Raw genomic sequence first — 17721 nt, forward strand, 5'->3', positions numbered from 1 at the left:
GTTTCAACGTCTGATCTCGTTCTTCGACGGTATCACGCATCGTTTGGTGAAATGGCGGGTCAGGGCCAGGTTTATCTCGGCGACTCCTATCGGGCCCGGCGGTCGCGGGTCATCGGCCCCAAGCTCGAGGCATCTGTCGGGTGTGGTGACAGACCTCGGGCGAAGGGGCCAGACAGCGGCCTAAAGAGCAAGTCAAAGAGCAAGCCGAGGCACGACTTTGAGTACCGTGACGGGTGTCGCAGGGGCGCGGTTGCCTGGGGCTGTTGGGACGTTCCGAGCCCGGCCGCGTCGGCCAGGTCATCGAGCCTGCGGTAGTCGGTATAGTGCTTGTCGGCGATTGCCTGGGAGTGGCCGAACTGGGCGTTGAGCACGGCGTCCGGGGCCTGTCCTTGGTAGAAGGTGCGCAGGGTTGTTCGCCACATGTGCGAGCGTTCGGTGAGCAGCACGTCAATGCCGAGTTCGGTGGCGGCCCGTTGGTACAGCGCGGCCACAGCGGCGCCACAGTTGGACCGGTGCCAGACCTTGGTGGGATCCGATGGTGCCCCGATCACGTAGCCAATGCCGCCGGCTCGATCGCGGCGTTCCAGGAGCCGCTTGGCTACCCGGGGCTCGAGGACGAGGACGACGCGGGCATCCCTGGTCTTTGCGACGTCCTTGGGGATCTTGATGCTCATTACGCCTTGGTCGTCGACTTGGACCAGGGGCCAGGTGAGTCGGCGTCCCTCGGTCTGGCGAAGCCCGGTGGCCATCTGTAGAAGGCTGAGGTCGATCGCGTTGTGCCACTTGGCAACTGTGAGGTCGCGCCAATGAGGCTGGAGGCGGGGCACTCGAGGTGGTGCAAGACTGGCGGGGTCGAGATCGAGCAGCCAGGTGAGGAACGGCGAGTAGTCGGCGTGGTCCATCGAGCGGCCACCGCGAGTATGTGCGGGCTCCTTTGCTCCGGGTGGGTGGGTCAGGTTCAGGCCGGCGATCGGGTTGCGGGGGATCAGGTCGTCGATGATCAGGGGCGTAATGATGTAGGTGTTCAGCACCGTGCGGCAGGCGTGGGCCTTCTCCGGGCCGTGTCGTTGGGCGATCTCGGTCAGCAGCTTGCTCAGCGGCCTGGCGCGGATGCCTGCACCGATGGTGTACTGCTTGAGCCCGAAACGGTGTCGATCTTGTCGGCGTGTGCATGGTGTCGACGACGCTTGAAAACGAGGCCATAGCGACGGGCGAAAACGAGGCCACCCAGACAGATTGGATGGGTGATCTCAGTGGAGGATTGGGCGTTGATCCGGCGGCTGGTCGCGGAGGGTGTTCCGCGGCGGCAGGTCGCACGGGATCTGGGGATCGGCCGGTCGACGGTCGATCGGGCGTTGGCCTCGGACCGGCCACCGAAGTACGAGCGGCCAGTGGTGTCGACGGCGTTCACGCCGTTCGAACCGCTGGTGCGACAGCTCCTGGCCACGACGCCGGACATGCCGGCCACGGTGATCGCGGAGCGGGTCGGCTGGACGGGATCGATCACGTGGTTCCGTGACAACGTGCGGCGGCTTCGTCCTGAACATCGGCCGGTCGATCCCTCGGACCGGCTGACCTGGCTGCCGGGTGACGCGGCCCAGTGTGACCTGTGGTTCCCGCCGAGGAAGATCCCGCTCGAGGACGGCAGCCGGGTGCTGTTGCCGGTCCTGGTGATCACCGCGGCGCACTCGCGGTTCATGCTCGGCCAGATGATCCCGACCCGGCACACGGCCGACCTGCTGTTGGGGATGTGGGTGCTGCTCCAGCAACTCGGCACGGTGCCACGCAGGCTGATCTGGGACAACGAGTCCGGGATCGGCCGCGGTAAGCGGCACGCCGAGGGCGTCGGGGCATTCACCGGCACCCTGGCCACCACGCTGCAGCGCCTGAAACCCTACGACCCTGAGTCCAAGGGCATCGTGGAACGACGCAACGGGTTCTTCGAAACCTCCTTCATGCCCGGGCGCGACTTCACATCGCCAGCCGACTTCAACACCCAGTTCACCGACTGGCTGACCATCGCGAACACGCGCGTGGTGCGCACGATCAAGGCCCGACCGGTCGATCTGCTCGACACCGATCGGGCCGCGATGCTGCCCCTGCCGCCGGTGGCGCCGGTCCTCGGGTGGGTCAAACCGGGTCCGGCTGGGACGCGACTACTACGTCCGTATCGACGCCAGCGACTACTCCGTCGACCCCGCGGTGATCGGCCGGTTCGTCGACGTGGCCGCGGACCTGGCCCGCGTCGAGGTCCGCTACGAAGGACGGCTCGTCGCTGCCCATGATCGGGTCTGGGCACGTGGCATGACCATCACCGACCCCGCCCACGTCGCCGCCGCGAAGGTGCTGCGTGAACAGTTTCAAAGCCCACAGCCAGCCCCCGATCCCCACGACGATCTGGTGCGGGACCTGACTCGTGATCTGGCCGATTACGACCGAGCCTTCGGCCTCATCGAGGGCGGCCTGACCGGCGGGCCTGCTGACGGTGAGGAGGTGGCCTGATGGCGACCGCGAAGGCCAAGACCGACGCCGCCGAGGCACTCAAGCAGCTGACCTACCTGGCATCAGCGTTGAAGGCACCCCGGATCACCGAGTCCGCTGCCCGGCTGGCCGACCACGCCCGCGATGCCGGCTGGACCCACGAGGAGTACCTCGCCGCAGTACTCGACCGTGAAGTCGCAGCCCGCAACGCATCCGGTGCCCAACTGCGGATCCGTGCCGCGGGCTTCGCTGCACGCAAGACGATCGAGGAGTTCGACTGGGACGCCCAACCTGCGGTGCGTCCCCAGATCGCGTCCCTGGCATCGGGTGGGTTCCTCACCGAAGCCCGCAACGTCGTCCTGCTGGGCCCGCCCGGCACCGGCAAGACCCACCTGGCCACCGGCCTGGGCATCGCCGCCACCAACCACGGCCACCGGGTCCTGTTCGCCACCGCGACCGAGTGGGTCACCCGGCTCACCGACGCCCACCGCGCCGGGCGACTCCCTCAAGAGCTCGCCCGGCTACGCCGCTACGGGCTGATCATCGTCGACGAGGTCGGCTACCTACCCTTCGAGCAAGACGCCGCGAACCTCTTCTTCCAACTCGTCTCATCCCGCTACGAGCACGCCTCGCTGATCCTCACATCGAACCTGCCCTTCAGCGGCTGGGGAGGCGTCTTCGGCGACCAGGCCGTCGCCGCAGCGATGATCGACCGCGTCGTCCACCACGCCGACGTCCTCACCCTGAAGGGCGCCAGCTACCGGCTACGCAACCGCGGGATCGAGACCCTGCCCAGCATCAGAACCCAAGACACGGCAGACTAGAAGACAACGAACCAGTGGCCTCGTTTTCGAGCGTCGCATCGGCCCCATTTTCGAGCGTTGCCGACAGTTGGTGCCGACGGCCTGGGAACGGGCCAGTACGTCGAGTCCGAGGTAGCGGCGGCCTTCGGCCCACTCGTCGTGTTGTTCGGCCAGGACGGCGCCGACGAGCCGGATGATGGAGTTGCGATCGGGGAAGATCCCGACCACGTCGGTGCGGCGGCGGATCTCGCGGTTGAGGCGTTCGCTGGGGTTGTTGGACCAGATCTGACGCCAGATCTCTTTCGGGAACGCGGTGAAGGCGAGGATGTCGGCGCGGGCGGTCTCGAGGTGCTCGGCGACGGCGGGCAGCTTCTCGGTCAGGGTGTCGACGACACGGTCGAACTGGGCGTGGACCGACTCGGCGTCGGGCTGGTCATAGACGGAGTGGAGCAGTGCCTTGACCCAGCCCCAGGAGCTCTTCGGGGTGATGCTCATGAGGTTCGCGGCGTAGTGGGTCCGGCACCGCTGCCAGCCGGCACCCGGCAACGTGGCGGCGATCGCAGCGGTCAGGCCGGCGTGCGCGTCTGAGGTCACGAGCTTGACCCCGGCCAGGCCGCGGGCACTCAGGTCGCGGAAGAACCCCAGCCAGCCCGCACCGTCCTCGCTGGAGGTGACCTGGACCCCGAGGACCTCCCGGTGCCCATCAGCGTTGATCCCGGTCGCGACCAGCGCGTGTACGGGCACGACCCGGCCGCCTTCACGAACCTTGAGGACCAGTGCGTCGGCAGCGACGAAGGTGAACGGGCCGGCCTGCTCCAAGCGCCTGGTGCGGAACTCGGCCACGTGCTCGTCGAGGTCCTTGGCCATCACGGAGACCTGCGACTTCGACAGGCCGGTGATCCCCAGGGACTGGACCAGCTTGTCCATCCGGCGGGTCGAGACCCCCAGCAGGTAGCAGGTCGCCACCACCGAGGTCAGGGCCTGCTCAGCACGCTTGCGGCGCTCGAGGAGCCACTCGGGGAAGAACGAGCCCTGACGCAGCTTGGGGACCTCGACATCGATCGTGCCGAGGCGGGTGTCGAGGTCACGGTGACGGTAGCCGTTGCGGGAGTTCACACGCTCCTCGGAACGCTGGCCATAGCCCGCACCACACACCGAGTCGGCCTGCGCGGAAAGCAGGGTGTTGATGAACGTGCCGAGCAACTCGCGCATCAGGTCAGGGCTCGCCTGAGACAGATGCTCGTCTAGAAAGTGGGCAGGATCGATACTGGGTACAGCGGTCATCAGTGGGTCCTTCTTCGAGATGGGTGTGAGAGTTCACTCGAAGGGTCCCCGGTGACCGCGCCTACGTTCTAGACGACACGCTCACCGGGCTACCGTCGTACACCACTCTGCTGGACTCCACCGTCGGGCCCGGCCGGTGCTGTCCTCACCTGGCTCGAGCTTCGTCCTTGATGCGCCTGCCACTGTTTGAGCCTAGGTGACCTGCGAGCCTAGAAAGATTAAACGATCTCAAATACATCAAAATAATGCCGACAAATGTTAAAGGAGCAGAATACTTGGTTTCCGGTGTGAAAGTAGCAGTTCGCTGGCGCTCCAAGAACACCCCATTACCAGGGCGCCGTCAAAGTCCGTTCGCGCTGGTCTGAGCGATGATTTGGAGGACCAGAGCGGGGTCGGCGGCGGTCGCTCGGCGGGCCTTACTGATGTTGGTGTGGCCGGCCAGGCGTAGGGCGCTGATGGTGGTGTCGGGGACGGTGGCCCAGTTCTGGGCGGCGTTCTTGGTCCTGACGGTGTGACGGTCTTCGTCCATGGTCCGGTCTCTGACGTGATGGAGGGCCTCGATCGACCAGTGACCACGAGCCCACGCAGCAAGGTCGGCTGGGCTGGCCTGTTCCGCGGACAGGCTGGTGACCAGGTAGAGCTCCTCGGTCGAGGTCGACGCCGGGCTGGTCGTGGTCTTCTTCCGACATGTGGTGCGGGCGATCTTGACCGCCTGCTTCGCGCCCCAGAACCCGACCAGGCTCGGGGACTTCGCAGTGAGCGCTTTCAGTGCACGCATCCTCGATGCGACCATGGACCTTCTCCCTGGTCAGATGGAGGTTCTCGAATGTCCGCCACGGCAACGCGGCGAGCTTGGCCTGCACGGTCGGTTGGTTGCCCTTGATCGAGCGTGTCAAGAATTCGGCTCTGTCGCACTTTCGGTGCTGTGGTCGAATAGTTGCCGTCGACCTGTTTTGATGGGCCGTGCTTGATGGAATGGGGCTGGCCAGGATCGTGTTCTCCGGCCTAGCGGCGTTGGTGATCCACGATGTCGTCGACGTGGGTTCCGCGATCCGGGTCCATGCGAGGACGCGTGCGGGGGAAGTCGGGTGCCCGGCCTGTGGCGTGCTGACGCGGCGGGTGCACTCCTACCATCTGCGGACTGTGGCCGACGTCCCGGTCGACGGCCGCGAGGTGATCGTCAAGGTCCGGGTCCGTCGGCTCCGGTGTCTCGAAGAGCAGTGCGTCCTAGGCTCGTTTCGTGAACAGGTTCCTGACCTGCTCGAACGTCACCAGCGGCGCACGATCCGGCTGAACGCCCAGGTCGCCGCGACCGTACGTGAACTTGCTGGCAGAGCCTCGGCGCGGGTGTTGCCGGTGCTCGGAGTCGTTCTGTCACGGTGGACCGCGCTGCGGGCGCTGATGCGGATCCCGCTCCCCGCCATGGACGTTCCCCGGGTCCTCGGGATCGACGACTTCGCGCTGCGACGCTCGCACGAGTACGCCACGATCCTTATCGATGCCGAAACCGGCCGCCGAATCGATGTCATCCCCACGAGACTGTCCCAGCCAGTCCAGGACTGGCTCACCGCTCACCCCGGTGCCGAGATCGTGTGCCGCGACGGCTCTGGCGCCTACAGCGACGCCATCACCCAGGCGCTACCCGCGGCAATCCAGGTCAGCGACCGGTGGCACCTGTGGCACGGGCTCGGGGAAGCGATCCGTAAGGAGGTCGCCGGCCACGCGACCTGCTGGACCCCCGCTGTCGGGCTGGCGACCGGGCTCCAAGACGGGCCGCGCGCCGCCACGACCCGGGACCGGTGGCAGCAGGTCCACGGCCTCCTCGACGCCGGCGTCGGGCTCCTGGACTGCTCCCGCAGGCTCGGCCTGGCACTCAACACCGTGAAGCGGTATGCCCGGGTTGAACAGCCCGAACAGCTCCGCCGTGCTCACCAATACCGGCCCACCTTGGTCGATCCGTACCGCGACCACCTCCGTGCCCGCCGTGCCGAGCAGCCCGGGATCCCGCTCACCCACCTCCTGGCCGAGATCCGCGAACTCGGCTACCAGGGCTCTTCGAACCTGCTGGTGCGCTACATCAACCAGGGCCGCCTCGACGGCGACCGGTCACACCTCTCACCCCGCAAAGCAGCCCGGCTCCTCCTCACCAACCCAGCCAACCTCAGCGACGTTCAGCAGAAGACCGTCGCGCAGTTGAGCGGCGCGTGTGCTGAGATGACCGCTCTGACCAGCCTGATCACCAGCTTCGCTGCACTCCTGACCCCCTGCGACGCCAACGACACCCAGCTCGATGCCTGGATCACCGCAGTGAGGGAGGCCGATCTGCCGAGCGTGCACTCGTTCAGCCGCGGGCTCGACCTCGACCGCGCCGCGGTCGACGCTGGGCTCACCCTCCCGCACCACAACGGCCGCACCGAGGGCGTCAACAACAAGATCAAGCTCCTCAAGCGCCAGATGTACGGCCGAGCCGGGTTCGACCTCCTCCGCCACCGCATCCTGCTCAACTAACGAGACGGACCGAAGGGCAGCACCGAAAGTGCGACAGAGCCGTTGGGCGTACAGTCCCCGTTGTCCTCCTCCAGCGAAGCCAAAACGCCAAGTTCGCCCAGGGCATGTGGGACATCCCCGTTGGCAAGAGCGACCCTGGCAAGCCGATCACCCAGACCACCGTCCGCGAGCTCTACGAGGAAACCGGCCTCACAGTGAAGCCCGAATGGCTCAAGGTCGCCCACATCATCCACAGCGCCTGGGGAGCCGAAGCCGCAGACTCGCGCAGTATGTGACGTTGATGGTCCGGACGTGTCCACACCTGTCCGTCAGTTTGCACGGCGACTCCTGACGGCTTTAGCGGCGGACCAAAGCTTATGAAATCCTAGCGATACATCTGACCGTCGCAGGAGGGCCTGGCACTCAGACTCCCTCCGGGTCGGCGCAGATCTCGCACGCTTCGAGGTGGCGCTCATCGAGCAGGTCCGCTGCATTGACTAGATCGCGGGCCAAGCGGCGAACCGCCACGGCGATCGTCCGGGACGGCGCTTCATAGACGACCTCTGCCGCCTCGTTGTTCTCGTCACGCTCGATCACGACGACGCTTACCAGGTGGCCCTCGGGACCGCCTCCGCTCGACGCCGAGATCCGGATGCCGTCATGTTCCAGCTCCAAGGGCTCTCCTCTGCGCCGCCTGCCCTTGCGCTGTGCGTCACCGTGCATCTGACGTAGTCCTCGTAGTGCTCGAACCTGTCGCGAAGGTCCTTGAGCGCGGGGTGTTCCTCGCTGAAGCGCTGGACGATCTCGCTGTCCTTGCCGACTGCCAACTCGGTCCCGCGGACGACGTTGCGCACCACGTCAACGAGCACCATCGTCATCGCGTCGCGGCGGCCGATCTCCGTCGCGGGCGACTCGGGCATGGAGATGGACTCGATGGTCTCGTACGTCTCGGATGAGGCGGCGGCCCACATGTGGGCCCACCTGACCAGGCGTCGGTCGACGCTCTGAGGGGGCTGCTCTGCCATGGCGGAATCATGGCGTCGCCGACCGCGGCGTTCGGCACGTCGCAGACGGCATCACGGGTTAGGGTCGGCGAGGGGGTCCTGGTGGAAGGTCGAGGGCGGCGGGCAGGCTGCCCCGGAGCGGGGGAAGAGCTACGTCCCCGACGGGCTGTTGCTGCTCTAGGTCATCGACCGTACGGTGGGCGCGATTACCCAGTCGAAGGAGAAGCCTGATGCGCCATGACCGCCGACGCTGCCCGTCAACGGCGCGAATACAGAACGGATGATGGGGTTGCACTGATTCGGCGACCAAGCTGGACCTGCGCCGATAACCTGACGACGATGGGCACCTCCGGATCGAGCGCAGCCGGTCCGGAGACGGACCCGCCGCCGTCGCGCCTCGATTGCGCCGCGAACCCGAACTTCACGGATAACGGTCGAAGAGGACGCTACGGGGCGGCTTACCTTCGCTCGCTCGCTGCCCATGCAGGCATCGGCTGTACAGAGAACTCCGCCGACGAGGACGTCGACGCGATCGACGTCACGCTGAAGTTCGGTCGCGCGAGCGCAGAAGTGCAAGTGAAGTGCAAGAGCACCTTCAAGGTCGGCAACGGGACTGCGACACTCCCGCTCAAACCCGAGTGGGTTGCGAAATGGTCCAGCAGTCTTCACCCGGTCTACGTCGTCCTCGTCAAGGTCCCACCCGACGTACACGACTGGATCGAAGGTAAGGCTACGAGCACTCTCCACCGGACAGTGGCTTTCGGCAAGCGCTTCGACACAGAACGACACACCGCGTCGATGAGGTTCACCAAGGCCGACCAGCTCACGAGTGAGACGCTGTACGACTGGCGCGACGAGACCTACGACTTCCACGAGAACCATTCGGGAGGTGCACGATGACCGAAAACCTGGCCGATGACGTGTCGGCACTTCTCAGCGCCCGCGGCTGGTCGATAACCCGTGACAACCCGAACGGTGCGAGCCTGTGGTCGCTGGACGGTCGTGCGGAGATGTATCTGCCGCGCTTCATCACACGCGGATCCTTCGAGTGGAGTGACATCACCGAACGGGTTGCAACTGCACACGGTGAGCGCGCATCGGTCATATTGCGTGAAGTCGAGATGGTTCGTTTCGACGTAACCCGATTCCGCGTCAACGACGACGCGCCCGATGGCCCGACGGTCCCCCTTGAGGCGGCGGCTACCGTTGTCGGGTCGGCCTTCGGCATGCTGCGGGCAGCCGCGACAGCGGCACGCCGACCCCGACAGTCGATCGGCAGTAACTACTCGAAACTCGGCGACGAGATCGTGCGTGAAGCCCGACTCGGGCACACCGAGACCGGCTCGTTCATCTTCCCGGTGATGCTCAGGTTGAGTGATCCAGTGCCGGAACGCGAGACGCCGCTGCCGCACGCGACCGTCGAGTCCGTGCGGCCCGAGTCTTCGGAGCGACGAGTCACGCGCACCCTGGCCCAGGCGATGTCTGCCTTCGACAAGCACGTCCTTCAGCCGGCTCACGATCCCCAGATGAAGGACCTGACACCCGTCGTCGTTGCCGGCGGGACGAAGGAAATGTTCGCCCAGCTGAGCCGCTCGATCGCTGAACCCGGTGTGGCCTGGCTGGAGACGGGCTTCAACTGGGCACCCATCGAATCCGCGTCATCGGGTATCCCACGCGCCGTAACCGTGCCGGCGGACGCGGATGCTCGCGAGATCCTCACCCGCACTGTACGGCTGCTCTCGACGCCGAAGAGCGAGCCGCTACGCGTGATCACCGGCCCGATCATCCACATCAGCCATGTGCCCGGTGAGCCGCTTGGCGAGATCGCGATCCAGACGCCGAGCCCGAGCGGTTCTAGATTCGGGCGAGTCGAGGTCGTCGTGCGTGAGGAGCAGCTCTCCGAGATCCACCACTGGATGGACTCGGGTACGACCGTCGTCGTGCACGGTACAGTCGAGCGCCGTCCAGGGCGACCCATACGCCTCAAAGGGGTTTCTACCCCACAGCCCCTGAGCGACACGTTCGACGACGTCGAGTGAGCAGACGGCCCGTGGTTGATGCCGCCGCGGAGTCGCGACGCGCAAGCACCAGCCATCTCAGACCTCAGAGGCTCGCCGTCAACTGCTGCAGGGTCACGATGAACTTTCCCGGGGTGACGCGGGTGTCCGGCTTGCCGCGAACCTGACGCCCGCTGCCCGCAAGTCGGGCGCTGACCTCGATCGAGCGCTTGTCGACCTGCGTACAACAGACCTGGACCTCTTTCTGCGCACCATGCCGCGCTCCAAAGACGCAGTACAGATGTCCGTCATGCGTCACGCGGTGCCAGTCCCTGCTGCCCTGGACTGCGCCCGCCAAGGCATTGCCGAAGTCGGTAGCACTCGCATGACGCTGCGCGGGGTCGCCGTTCAGTGATTTCCGCACCACCGCGCCGACCGCTCGAGACACGTGCGGAGCGATGTTGCGGAGCTCTCGGGTCGAGCCCGCCAGGATCTGATCGCGCTGATCCTGCCTCGAGGCTCGATGGCCGATCGGGTATTCGCCGCTCAGGAGATAAAACGCTGTCGCCGCGAGCGAGTAGACGTCGGTCGCCGGCGAGCATTTGCCGCCTTCGTGGATCACCTCGGGGGCCACCGTGCAGTAGGTCCCGTTGGGCGGCGCTGTTCCATCGTCAGCGAGGAGGTGGCAGAAGCCCAGGTCGCCCAAGACTGCGTCGACGCCTTCGATCAGGACGTTGCCCGGCTTGACGTCCCGGTGAATCATCCCGGCCCGGTGGATGCGGTCAAGCCCCGAGGCAATCTGTTGCACCAGGTGAGCCGCCCTCGACGCAGCAATGCCGTACGGCTGGGCGAGCCCTTCCAGGTCGCCTCCGCTCATGATGGGAGTGACGATGAACCGGATGTCGCTGTTGATCACGACATCGGCGTTCACCACGCGAAGCAGGAACCTCGACTTGAGCTGCTCGAGCCGTTGAGCCTCTTGCCAGGGGCCCGCCGCGCCCTCCTCCAACGGGTTGAGCAACTTCACCGCGACGCGGGAGTCGAGGTGTCGGTCGTGCGCCTCGTAGACCGAGCCGTCAGCCCCGCCGCCGAGGCTGCCAGCCAGCTCGTAGCGGTCGTTGATGGTAGTTCCGGGGGGAAACTCCGACAGATCCACAAGTAGAAGGCTAAGGTTTCGCGCATGCGCGCGCTGGGAATCTCTGTAGACCCTGCGGCCGGAAGCCCGAAGGTCCACGTCGCGACCATAGAAGCGCGGCCGTCCAGCCCGCGCTCCGTCGAGGCATTCACCATCAAGACGACGGAGACGGAGCCCGGCGCACAGGCAGTCAGCCTCGCTCGGCTGCTCCAAGGACGGCTCCCTGGGCTGTCATTCGACGCCGCCGCGATCAAGACGGCAGGCGCGTCGCCCGTCGCGCGCCGAAACCGCGCGACGTTCCAGCGAGCTCACGCCGAGGGCGCTCTCCTGTTCGTGCTGCACGAGGTCTCCGACGTTCGCGTTGAGGCCAAGGACGCCCAAGGACTCGCGACACTCGCCGGTAAGAAGAAGGCCGACCTAGAATCGGCCGCAGATGCCGCCGCAGAAGGGCTATCGCGCAAGTACCGAGACGCGGTCTACGCCGCCCTGGCTCTGCTGCCCTAGCGAGGCCTGCTTGAGCTCGACGCGGACATGGTCGAGCTCGGGGACACTAATCTCACCAGCGGATTCGACCAGCGGGTTCAGCACGATCCCGACCAGCGGTGACTCGTTGCCACGATCCCGCAGACGTCGAGCAGCGCGAGCGAGCAGGGTTCCGCTCGCATGGTTCACGTCGAAGACAATCGACGGGCCGCTGCTGTCCCCGTGCATTGTCGGGGCAAGCATCATCGCGGCCCCGAGCACCCGTTCCGCTTGGGGACTGGCGGCTACGACACCGAAGCCCTCGTATACGGAGGCCGCCCGCACGAGAGACTCAGCACAGCGCCGCAGATGGTCGGCAGCGTCGTTCTCGCGGACGACCGCTGAGCCGCGGTTCATGATGCTCACCAGGTCCACAACAGATCTCCTCTCCGCCCTTCTCGCCACGATGCCAGATCGAACGAGAGTATCGCGTCACCCATTGCGTGTCCTCGAAGTGGCGACATTCGTCCAGTCGTTCACCGGTGCAGCCGCCGCGGCCCCCCGTTTCCCAACACACCCGTCGAGGGCGCAGACTCAAGCACCGACATGTGAGGGCATGGCGCGATCATTCGCCTCGGGACGTCGATGTGATGAGCCGGAGGTGAACCCTCTTCCCGCTCACATTGACATCAGCAGGTGTCCAGAATGTCCACCCCGCCCCGCAGTAGAGTGCTCGACAACCTCAGCGTTTCGGCAAACCAGCAGGTGGGCGCTGACACTTGGGGCAGAAGTAGGAGAAGCGGTTCATGAATGCGATGCGTCGCATCGGAGCACCGCACCGGTCGCACGGCTGTCCCTCTCACGTCCGTACGCCGCGAGCGAGCGCTCGAAGTAGCCCAACGGCTTCCTCACAGTCGTCTTCGTTGCAGACCAGTGGGCCGGCGAGCCCGAGAACCGCGAACCACGCAAATACGCCCAAGTGCGCTGGGTCAGCACCGACTTCATTCCGACCCAGTTCGTCGACACCACCGCCAGCGCCCTTCATCAGTACCTCACCGAAGGCACAGAGGTGTCCCTCGACGGAGGGTGAGGACCGCGCGCGGCCGTCCGGTGACCCGCGCGCAAGCTCGCCGGAGCAGCACTCAACCACGAACGGGTCTCAATCCAGTCTGTCGCTGATCGCCAACACCGTCGCCCAAGAGCTCGAGATCTCATCGCGCACGGGCCCACGGCTCCAGCCGACGACAACTCGTCGGTAGCTCGTGGGTAGAAAGCGCGATTCGCAGACGCCAACCAATCACGGTTCGACAGGTCCCCTCACTGCCCTCCTTCTCCATCCGTCCTGTGATCGCTGTCGGATGCGTCACGGCGTTGCCGCGACGGTCCACGAGGATCCACGACGATGAGCCGGCCCCATGAGAGCATCTCGTGCATGAGCCTCGAGGTTGGCGACCAGCGTGGGGCACGCTGGGTGAAGCTGCTTCAGCTCCTCGAGATGGATCTGACCTACGATCGCGAGGAACGCCCCTGGTGGAGCACCGCCACCATCCACGGCAACACCGGCCGTACCGCGCTCGCCGTCGTTGACGTCGCCAACCTTGGTGACACCGACCAGGAGTCAGTGCTCACAGATCTGTTTGAACATGCCACCGACTCGTCCTGGGACGGCGACATCTGGATAGTCGCTGCCGGACGGCTCCTCCTGCCCGGACTCGACCCCGGATGGGGCCCGGAATTCCGGGCATCGGGGTGGATCGGCCAGTACCACGGGGACCATCTGGGAGAGGAAGGTTGGGCCCCTGCACCAGCGCCCTGGGCATACTGCACCTCATGTGGGGGTACTGGCGTCTTTCACCCCGAGCAGACATTCCTCTGCACGCCAAACGGCTGCTACGACGCCGGGGCGAACTTCGAGCCGGCCGATCTCGACCAGCTGCGCAGGTCATGGGAAGAAGCCGCGTTCGGACCGCTGCGTTGACGCCGTCCTATTGGGGAACAAGATCGGCGGCAGGGTTGACCTGCGCTGACCCGAGACCACAGGCCGGTCGGTCATACGGCGAGGTTCGGGCCAAGGCTAAGGAGTGTCGTGCTTTCCAACGCTCTGTCGATGTCGTCCAGGCCCTCAGGGATCGATACGAAACCGAAGCGACGACGTCAGTCCCGAACCCATCCGTGCTCGGGAACCGCGGCAACCTGGTCGTACCCCTCCCAGAGCCTTCCGCCGGCAGCATCCAGCACCTCCTCGGCAACCTGCTCAAGTGCCTCCGTCTCGCCAGCCATGGCGTGTTGAAGGGACTCATGAAGTTTCAACGCCCAGTTGGAGCCCGAGGCTTGATCGAGCGAGAGAAGCTCTCGCGCCAGCCACTTTCCCCCTCCTGTCCAGTGCCCGTTGATCGCAAGGACGAGGTCGCCGGCGCGTCGCCATGCTTCGACGGCGATGGCGGTGCAGACCGGTCCGGGCACTGCGCCGCGAAGGTCGTCGACAAGATCACTCAAGGCGTAGCGAACTCCGGCGAGCGCATCCTGGGACAGGAGGCCCGGGCCTGCGGCAAGCACCTGCTCGCAGAGCTTCCGCACCGCCTCTCCCCCGTCGCCTTCCAGGAGCTCGACTCCTTTGGCGACCAGCCTTGCCATCGAGGGCTTGCGCTGTGTGATGTCCTTTGCGACGAAGTGCCGGATGCTCGCCTCGGAGTGGACGAATAGTTCCACCGGCCAACCTGCGAACCTCAGCGACTCGCGATGCACGGCCGCGCTCTCGTCCAGGACCGTGATGTCCAGATCCGAGGTGGTCGTGGCCTGTCCGAGGACCACGGACCCTCCAAGCCACCCTTGCTTCGCGAAGGGAAACCGCTCAACGACCAAGTGGCGGGCGACCTCAATCGGCTGTCTGCGTGTCATGGCCTCAGCGTGGCGGCATCTCTCCTGCAGTCACAACAGGTTTCCGCCTGAGGAATCCACGCGGGTAGGCCGGGCCGGTACTGCCGGGTCCGATGGGCATCCGGGGGTGGATTCCGAGTCATTGGGATCCTGCGTCGGTCATTCGTCATTCGTTGAGGAGGAGGACTGCGTCCCACCCTGTCGCGGGCGGGAGGCCGGTGGTCGCGACGCGCTCGGCGAGCGCGGTGCCGGTGCTGCCAGTGAGGAATCCGGGCTCCTCTGGCAGTGTGGTGCTGTGGTAGCCGGCGAGAAGGCGTGGAAGCGTGTCGCGTAGGGCGGGTGCGTGGTGGCCTGCCCGCCAGGCAGTGTGGAGGACGCCTGCCCAGCCGTGGCACAGCGACGCGTCCTCGAGGAGGGCGAGCTGGTCTTCGTCGGACAGGCAGGAGAGGAGCGCGGTCCCGGCGGTGTGCTGGAGCTCTTGGTCTTCGAGAGCGATGCCGGCCATCTGTAGGGCGCGGGCGATGCCGGGGGTGCCTTCGCACCAGGAGGGTCGGGGACGCTCGCGGTAGCGGGAGACCCCGAGCGTGTGCTCTCGGAGCGTGACCGTGCCGGGCCACCACGGGTGGGGGTCGTCTTGGCGGTGCAGGTCGATCCAGGCGCACAGGCGTCGCATCGCCTTGGCGTGGTCGGCGACGACGATCCCGCGTCGCATGGCCAGTGCGAGCAGGGTCAGTGGTCCCGCGATGCCGTGGGCCATGCCGAGGTTGCCGTGGCCGTCGCGCCACGCCGGGTCGGGACCGGTCGGGCCATCGGTTGCCCACCAGCCCGGTCTGCCGTTGCTGCGGGTCCGGGTCAGATCCACGAGGTAGGTGAGGACCGCGTGCAGCAACTGCAGGTTCTGGCCGCGGTGGAGCAGGTAGACACCCAGGCCGGTCAGCCCGCTGATCAGGTCGAACTCGCTCTTGTGTGGCGGGTCGCCTCGCTGCTGGCGTTGGGCCGCCGCCTCCAGGCGGCGCTTGGTCAGGGTGGCGATCTGGGTGTCGAGGGAAGTCAGGATTCCTGACTCGCCGGTGACACTGAGCGCGAGGGCTACCGCCGGCGCACCCTCGAAGAGGCTGACGTCATCGGGGTGGACCATGACGGGCTCGGACAGCATCCGAGCTACCCACGGGCGTGGACTCTCCTCACGTTCGGCCGCGAGCAGCACGAGCCCAGGGATGCCCTCGGCGAGGGACTGAAGTCTCATCGGAATCCTTCTCGTCTTCCTTCTTAGGTTCCGTCGCGTATTGCCCAAGAGCCGTGTGAGCGATCACCGATTCGGCGGTGTCGAGGGCGTCGGCGACCACGGCGAGGTGCTCGGCGGTCATGGTTCGGTGGCCGAGACCGCAATCAGCGACGAGTTCGGTGAGGCGGGCGATCTGTTGAGGGCTCGCGATGCTGAGGCAGCCGGGGTGGGCTAGGAGGTCGCGTGCCGCGTAGCCGTCGTTGGCGGCGTGGCGAATCAGGGGCATCGCAATCTGTTCGGCGTTGGGGTGGTCGGGGCCGAGTGCGTCGACCAGGGTGAGGCCCAGTCGCGTGTGGAAGACGGTCAGGCCGGCCTTGATGGACCCGAGGGCATGGTGGGCCGCTAGCGCAGGGGCCACTTGTTCGGCTGGGTCGGCGTCGGCCAGGGGCAGGTGGAGGTGCAGGGCGGCGGTGACCGCGTTCTCCCATGGCTCGCCCGGATGGGTTGCGTTGAGCATGGTGCGCGCCTGCTGGTAGCGGCCTGCAGTGGCGTGGGCGATGATCGTGACTTGCCTGCCATCGAGCATGCGTTCGCCGACGCCGTTGTGTTGGTCGAGGCGGATGCTGGCTTCGTCCCATCTACCGGCAGCGGCGAAGGCGTGGGCGCCGGTGCCGAGCAGGACACTCCAGAGCCAGGTTCGCGCCTTGGCGTGACTGTCGGGCGTCCTGGTCAGGCGGGCGGCGGGGATGGTGAGGCCGTCGATGGTCGTGTCGGTTCGGGTGTCGATTGCCTGGAAAAGGGTCTCCAGGAGGGTCCACGCAGCGGAGCCCTCGCCTGCGCGGATGTGGAGCCTGGCGAGGTTGACGACGGGCTCAAGCGCGTACCGTGGGTCGTGGTCGTGCTCAATGGCTGTGATGGCGAGCCTGTGGCACCAGGTTCGGGCCAGCGCGGGCATGCCGCAGTCGGAGGCCAGGAGCGCGGCGAGATTGAACACCGCTGTCGCCAGGGACGCGTCGCGGCGCTCGCGTGCTTCGGTGGCGAGCTCGTGGAGTCCGCTGACGCGCTGGGGCAGGGGAAGGCAGGTGGGCCGGGGCCGGGCAACCAGTGGGAATCTGCTGGCTGCGGCCGGGGTCATGAGTCACCCCGCGGTGTGGAAGGACAGGCCGTGGGGTCAGGGCCGAAGACGACGGTCTTGGCTGCGGTCGCGAGGGCGGCCTGGTAGGCACCGGGGATGCTTCGCCGGTTCCACGCGAAGATCACGTGGTGGGCGAGGGTGGCTCGCAGGCCGCGGTGCAACCGCCCGCGCTGGTTGAGCTCTCGGAGCGCTTGTCCGGCGTGGGTGTAGGCGTCGAACTGTTCGTGGCAGCCGGCCAGCGGTGCGTCCTTGCGGGTGAGGTCGGCTGGGTCGACGGTAAGAAGCCTGTGGGTGGGCTGTTGGAGCGACTCGGCGAGGGCAAGAGCGGGCGGGTCTCGGTGGTCGGCGACGCAGGCCCACACATCGCCTTGCTCGTACCAGTCGAGCCCTGCGGCTCGCATCATTGTTGCGCAGAGCATGATCGAGACTTCGCGGTCGCGTGTGGCTGTGGCGGCGCTGCGGGTGAGCAGGTGGCGGCTGTCGTGGTGCCAGAGCTGATGGGCGGTATCCATGGCTTGAGGTCCGCCGAAGGCGTGGACCTCGGGCTCGTAGATGCCGGCGACGGCGCGGTGGAGAACGTCGTCGTGGACCAGCTGGTCCAGCCGGGTGGTCATGTGGCGTTTGGTGGGACTGTCGGTGGGCGTGTCGGCGGTGGGTAGGTAGCGCAGCCTCCAGTCGCCTTTGCGTACGTAGAACCAGCAGGTGATGAGACCGCGGGTCTCAGCCTCGGTAAGGATCGGCGCGAGATGGTCCATGGCTATCTGTACGGCGGTGTCCGGGTTGCCGAAGGTGATGGTGGCTTGACGCCATTGAGGTGTTGTCATCTGTGCC

General features: G+C 66.4%; 17 protein-coding genes and 3 pseudogenes. 8 read left to right on the top strand and 12 right to left on the bottom strand.

Annotation, left to right across the window (positions count from 1 at the left end; all coding sequences use genetic code 11):
• Positions 1-86 precede the first annotated feature (86 nt).
• On the bottom strand, positions 87-1031 hold the full coding sequence (locus H5T77_RS11330; RefSeq protein WP_292649133.1) for a site-specific integrase: 945 nt from the start codon (positions 1029-1031) through the stop codon (positions 87-89).
• Between the two features lie 213 nt (positions 1032-1244).
• On the opposite strand from H5T77_RS11330, the pseudogene istA reads away from it, so the two are divergent.
• Both istA and istB read left to right on the top strand, forming a co-directional pair.
• A pseudogene (gene istA / locus H5T77_RS11335) lies at positions 1245-2502 on the top strand (IS21 family transposase).
• On the top strand, positions 2502-3305 hold the full coding sequence (istB, locus tag H5T77_RS11340) for an IS21-like element helper ATPase IstB (RefSeq protein ID WP_292649136.1): 804 nt from the start codon (positions 2502-2504) through the stop codon (positions 3303-3305). The pseudogene istA and the gene istB overlap by 1 nt, the downstream one beginning before the upstream one ends.
• Before the next feature lie 81 nt (positions 3306-3386).
• Here the strand turns inward: istB and H5T77_RS11345 are convergent.
• Both H5T77_RS11345 and H5T77_RS11350 read right to left on the bottom strand, forming a co-directional pair.
• Positions 3387-4568 (bottom strand): annotated as a pseudogene (locus tag H5T77_RS11345) (IS256 family transposase); the annotation flags it as partial.
• A gap of 340 nt (positions 4569-4908) precedes the next feature.
• Positions 4909-5361, bottom strand: coding sequence for a transposase (locus H5T77_RS11350; protein WP_292649138.1), 453 nt, complete (start codon positions 5359-5361; stop codon positions 4909-4911).
• 170 nt (positions 5362-5531) lie between these two features.
• On the opposite strand from H5T77_RS11350, the gene H5T77_RS11355 reads away from it, so the two are divergent.
• Positions 5532-7076, top strand: a complete 1545-nt coding sequence (locus tag H5T77_RS11355) for an ISL3 family transposase (protein ID WP_442940947.1) — start codon at positions 5532-5534, stop codon at positions 7074-7076.
• Between the two features lie 71 nt (positions 7077-7147).
• Positions 7148-7351: pseudogene (locus H5T77_RS11360) on the top strand (NUDIX domain-containing protein); the annotation flags it as partial.
• Between the two features lie 127 nt (positions 7352-7478).
• Here H5T77_RS11360 and H5T77_RS11365 read toward each other — a convergent pair.
• Together H5T77_RS11365 and H5T77_RS11370 are read right to left on the bottom strand one after the other, a co-directional pair.
• Positions 7479-7652, bottom strand: coding sequence for a hypothetical protein (locus H5T77_RS11365; RefSeq protein ID WP_292649141.1), 174 nt, complete (start codon positions 7650-7652; stop codon positions 7479-7481).
• A gap of 8 nt (positions 7653-7660) precedes the next feature.
• Positions 7661-8080, bottom strand: coding sequence for a hypothetical protein (locus H5T77_RS11370; protein WP_292649144.1), 420 nt, complete (start codon positions 8078-8080; stop codon positions 7661-7663).
• A gap of 216 nt (positions 8081-8296) precedes the next feature.
• Here H5T77_RS11370 and H5T77_RS11375 point away from each other — a divergent pair, with 216 nt between their 5' ends.
• Entirely contained in the window at positions 8297-8959 is a 663-nt protein-coding gene (locus tag H5T77_RS11375) for a DUF4365 domain-containing protein (RefSeq protein WP_292649147.1), read from the top strand.
• Positions 8956-10098: an OB-fold nucleic acid binding domain-containing protein gene (locus H5T77_RS11380; RefSeq protein ID WP_292649149.1), complete on the top strand. Its 1143-nt coding sequence runs from the start codon at positions 8956-8958 to the stop codon at positions 10096-10098. Before H5T77_RS11375 ends, H5T77_RS11380 begins: the two co-directional genes overlap by 4 nt.
• Before the next feature lie 64 nt (positions 10099-10162).
• Here the strand turns inward: H5T77_RS11380 and H5T77_RS11385 are convergent, their stop codons facing one another.
• The gene (locus H5T77_RS11385; RefSeq protein WP_292649152.1) at positions 10163-11212 is read right to left on the bottom strand and encodes a serine/threonine-protein kinase; all 1050 of its coding nucleotides are present in this window, start codon (positions 11210-11212) and stop codon (positions 10163-10165) included.
• 24 nt (positions 11213-11236) lie between these two features.
• Here H5T77_RS11385 and H5T77_RS11390 point away from each other — a divergent pair, with 24 nt between their 5' ends.
• Positions 11237-11695: a hypothetical protein gene (locus H5T77_RS11390; protein ID WP_292649155.1), complete on the top strand. Its 459-nt coding sequence runs from the start codon at positions 11237-11239 to the stop codon at positions 11693-11695.
• Here H5T77_RS11390 and H5T77_RS11395 read toward each other — a convergent pair.
• Positions 11642-12088: a hypothetical protein gene (locus H5T77_RS11395; protein WP_292649158.1), complete on the bottom strand. Its 447-nt coding sequence runs from the start codon at positions 12086-12088 to the stop codon at positions 11642-11644. The two genes, H5T77_RS11390 and H5T77_RS11395, sit on opposite strands and share 54 nt — an antisense overlap.
• Positions 12089-12395: 307 nt before the next feature.
• Entirely contained in the window at positions 12396-12479 is an 84-nt protein-coding gene (locus H5T77_RS25750; protein ID WP_442940998.1) for a hypothetical protein, read from the bottom strand.
• A gap of 606 nt (positions 12480-13085) precedes the next feature.
• Between H5T77_RS25750 and H5T77_RS11405 the strand changes: the two genes are divergently transcribed.
• Complete coding sequence (locus H5T77_RS11405; protein WP_292649160.1) at positions 13086-13631, top strand: hypothetical protein; 546 nt, start codon at positions 13086-13088, stop codon at positions 13629-13631.
• Between the two features lie 176 nt (positions 13632-13807).
• Here the strand turns inward: H5T77_RS11405 and H5T77_RS11410 are convergent, their stop codons facing one another.
• From H5T77_RS11410 to H5T77_RS11425, 4 genes are all read right to left on the bottom strand, one after another.
• Positions 13808-14551: a nucleotidyltransferase domain-containing protein gene (locus H5T77_RS11410; protein WP_292649162.1), complete on the bottom strand. Its 744-nt coding sequence runs from the start codon at positions 14549-14551 to the stop codon at positions 13808-13810.
• A 145-nt stretch (positions 14552-14696) separates the two neighbouring features.
• Positions 14697-15776 carry a lanthionine synthetase C family protein gene (locus H5T77_RS11415; protein ID WP_292649165.1) on the bottom strand — a complete coding sequence of 360 codons (1080 nt, stop codon included), beginning with the start codon at positions 15774-15776 and terminating at the stop codon, positions 14697-14699.
• The gene (locus H5T77_RS11420; protein ID WP_292649168.1) at positions 15715-16890 is read right to left on the bottom strand and encodes a hypothetical protein; all 1176 of its coding nucleotides are present in this window, start codon (positions 16888-16890) and stop codon (positions 15715-15717) included. The genes H5T77_RS11415 and H5T77_RS11420 overlap by 62 nt, the downstream gene beginning before the upstream one ends.
• Positions 16887-17714, bottom strand: a complete 828-nt coding sequence (locus tag H5T77_RS11425; RefSeq protein WP_292649170.1) for a thiopeptide-type bacteriocin biosynthesis protein — start codon at positions 17712-17714, stop codon at positions 16887-16889. The genes H5T77_RS11420 and H5T77_RS11425 overlap by 4 nt, the downstream gene beginning before the upstream one ends.
• Positions 17715-17721 lie beyond the last annotated feature (7 nt).

Source organism: Nocardioides sp. (assembly GCF_014360585.1).
In the GTDB taxonomy this organism is placed as follows: domain Bacteria; phylum Actinomycetota; class Actinomycetes; order Propionibacteriales; family Nocardioidaceae; genus Nocardioides.

Coding starts and splice junctions, on each gene's coding strand:
- istB (WP_292649136.1), top strand. CDS start 2,502: ATGGCGACCGCGAAGGCCAAGACCGACGCCGCCGAGGCACTCAAGCAG.
- H5T77_RS11350 (WP_292649138.1), bottom strand. CDS start 5,361: ATGGTCGCATCGAGGATGCGTGCACTGAAAGCGCTCACTGCGAAGTCC.
- H5T77_RS11370 (WP_292649144.1), bottom strand. CDS start 8,080: ATGGCAGAGCAGCCCCCTCAGAGCGTCGACCGACGCCTGGTCAGGTGG.
- H5T77_RS11375 (WP_292649147.1), top strand. CDS start 8,297: ATGACCGCCGACGCTGCCCGTCAACGGCGCGAATACAGAACGGATGAT.
- H5T77_RS11380 (WP_292649149.1), top strand. CDS start 8,956: ATGACCGAAAACCTGGCCGATGACGTGTCGGCACTTCTCAGCGCCCGC.
- H5T77_RS11390 (WP_292649155.1), top strand. CDS start 11,237: ATGCGCGCGCTGGGAATCTCTGTAGACCCTGCGGCCGGAAGCCCGAAG.
- H5T77_RS25750 (WP_442940998.1), bottom strand. CDS start 12,479: ATGCGACGCATCGCATTCATGAACCGCTTCTCCTACTTCTGCCCCAAG.
- H5T77_RS11405 (WP_292649160.1), top strand. CDS start 13,086: ATGAGCCTCGAGGTTGGCGACCAGCGTGGGGCACGCTGGGTGAAGCTG.
- H5T77_RS11410 (WP_292649162.1), bottom strand. CDS start 14,551: ATGACACGCAGACAGCCGATTGAGGTCGCCCGCCACTTGGTCGTTGAG.
- H5T77_RS11415 (WP_292649165.1), bottom strand. CDS start 15,776: ATGAGACTTCAGTCCCTCGCCGAGGGCATCCCTGGGCTCGTGCTGCTC.
- H5T77_RS11420 (WP_292649168.1), bottom strand. CDS start 16,890: ATGACCCCGGCCGCAGCCAGCAGATTCCCACTGGTTGCCCGGCCCCGG.
- H5T77_RS11425 (WP_292649170.1), bottom strand. CDS start 17,714: ATGACAACACCTCAATGGCGTCAAGCCACCATCACCTTCGGCAACCCG.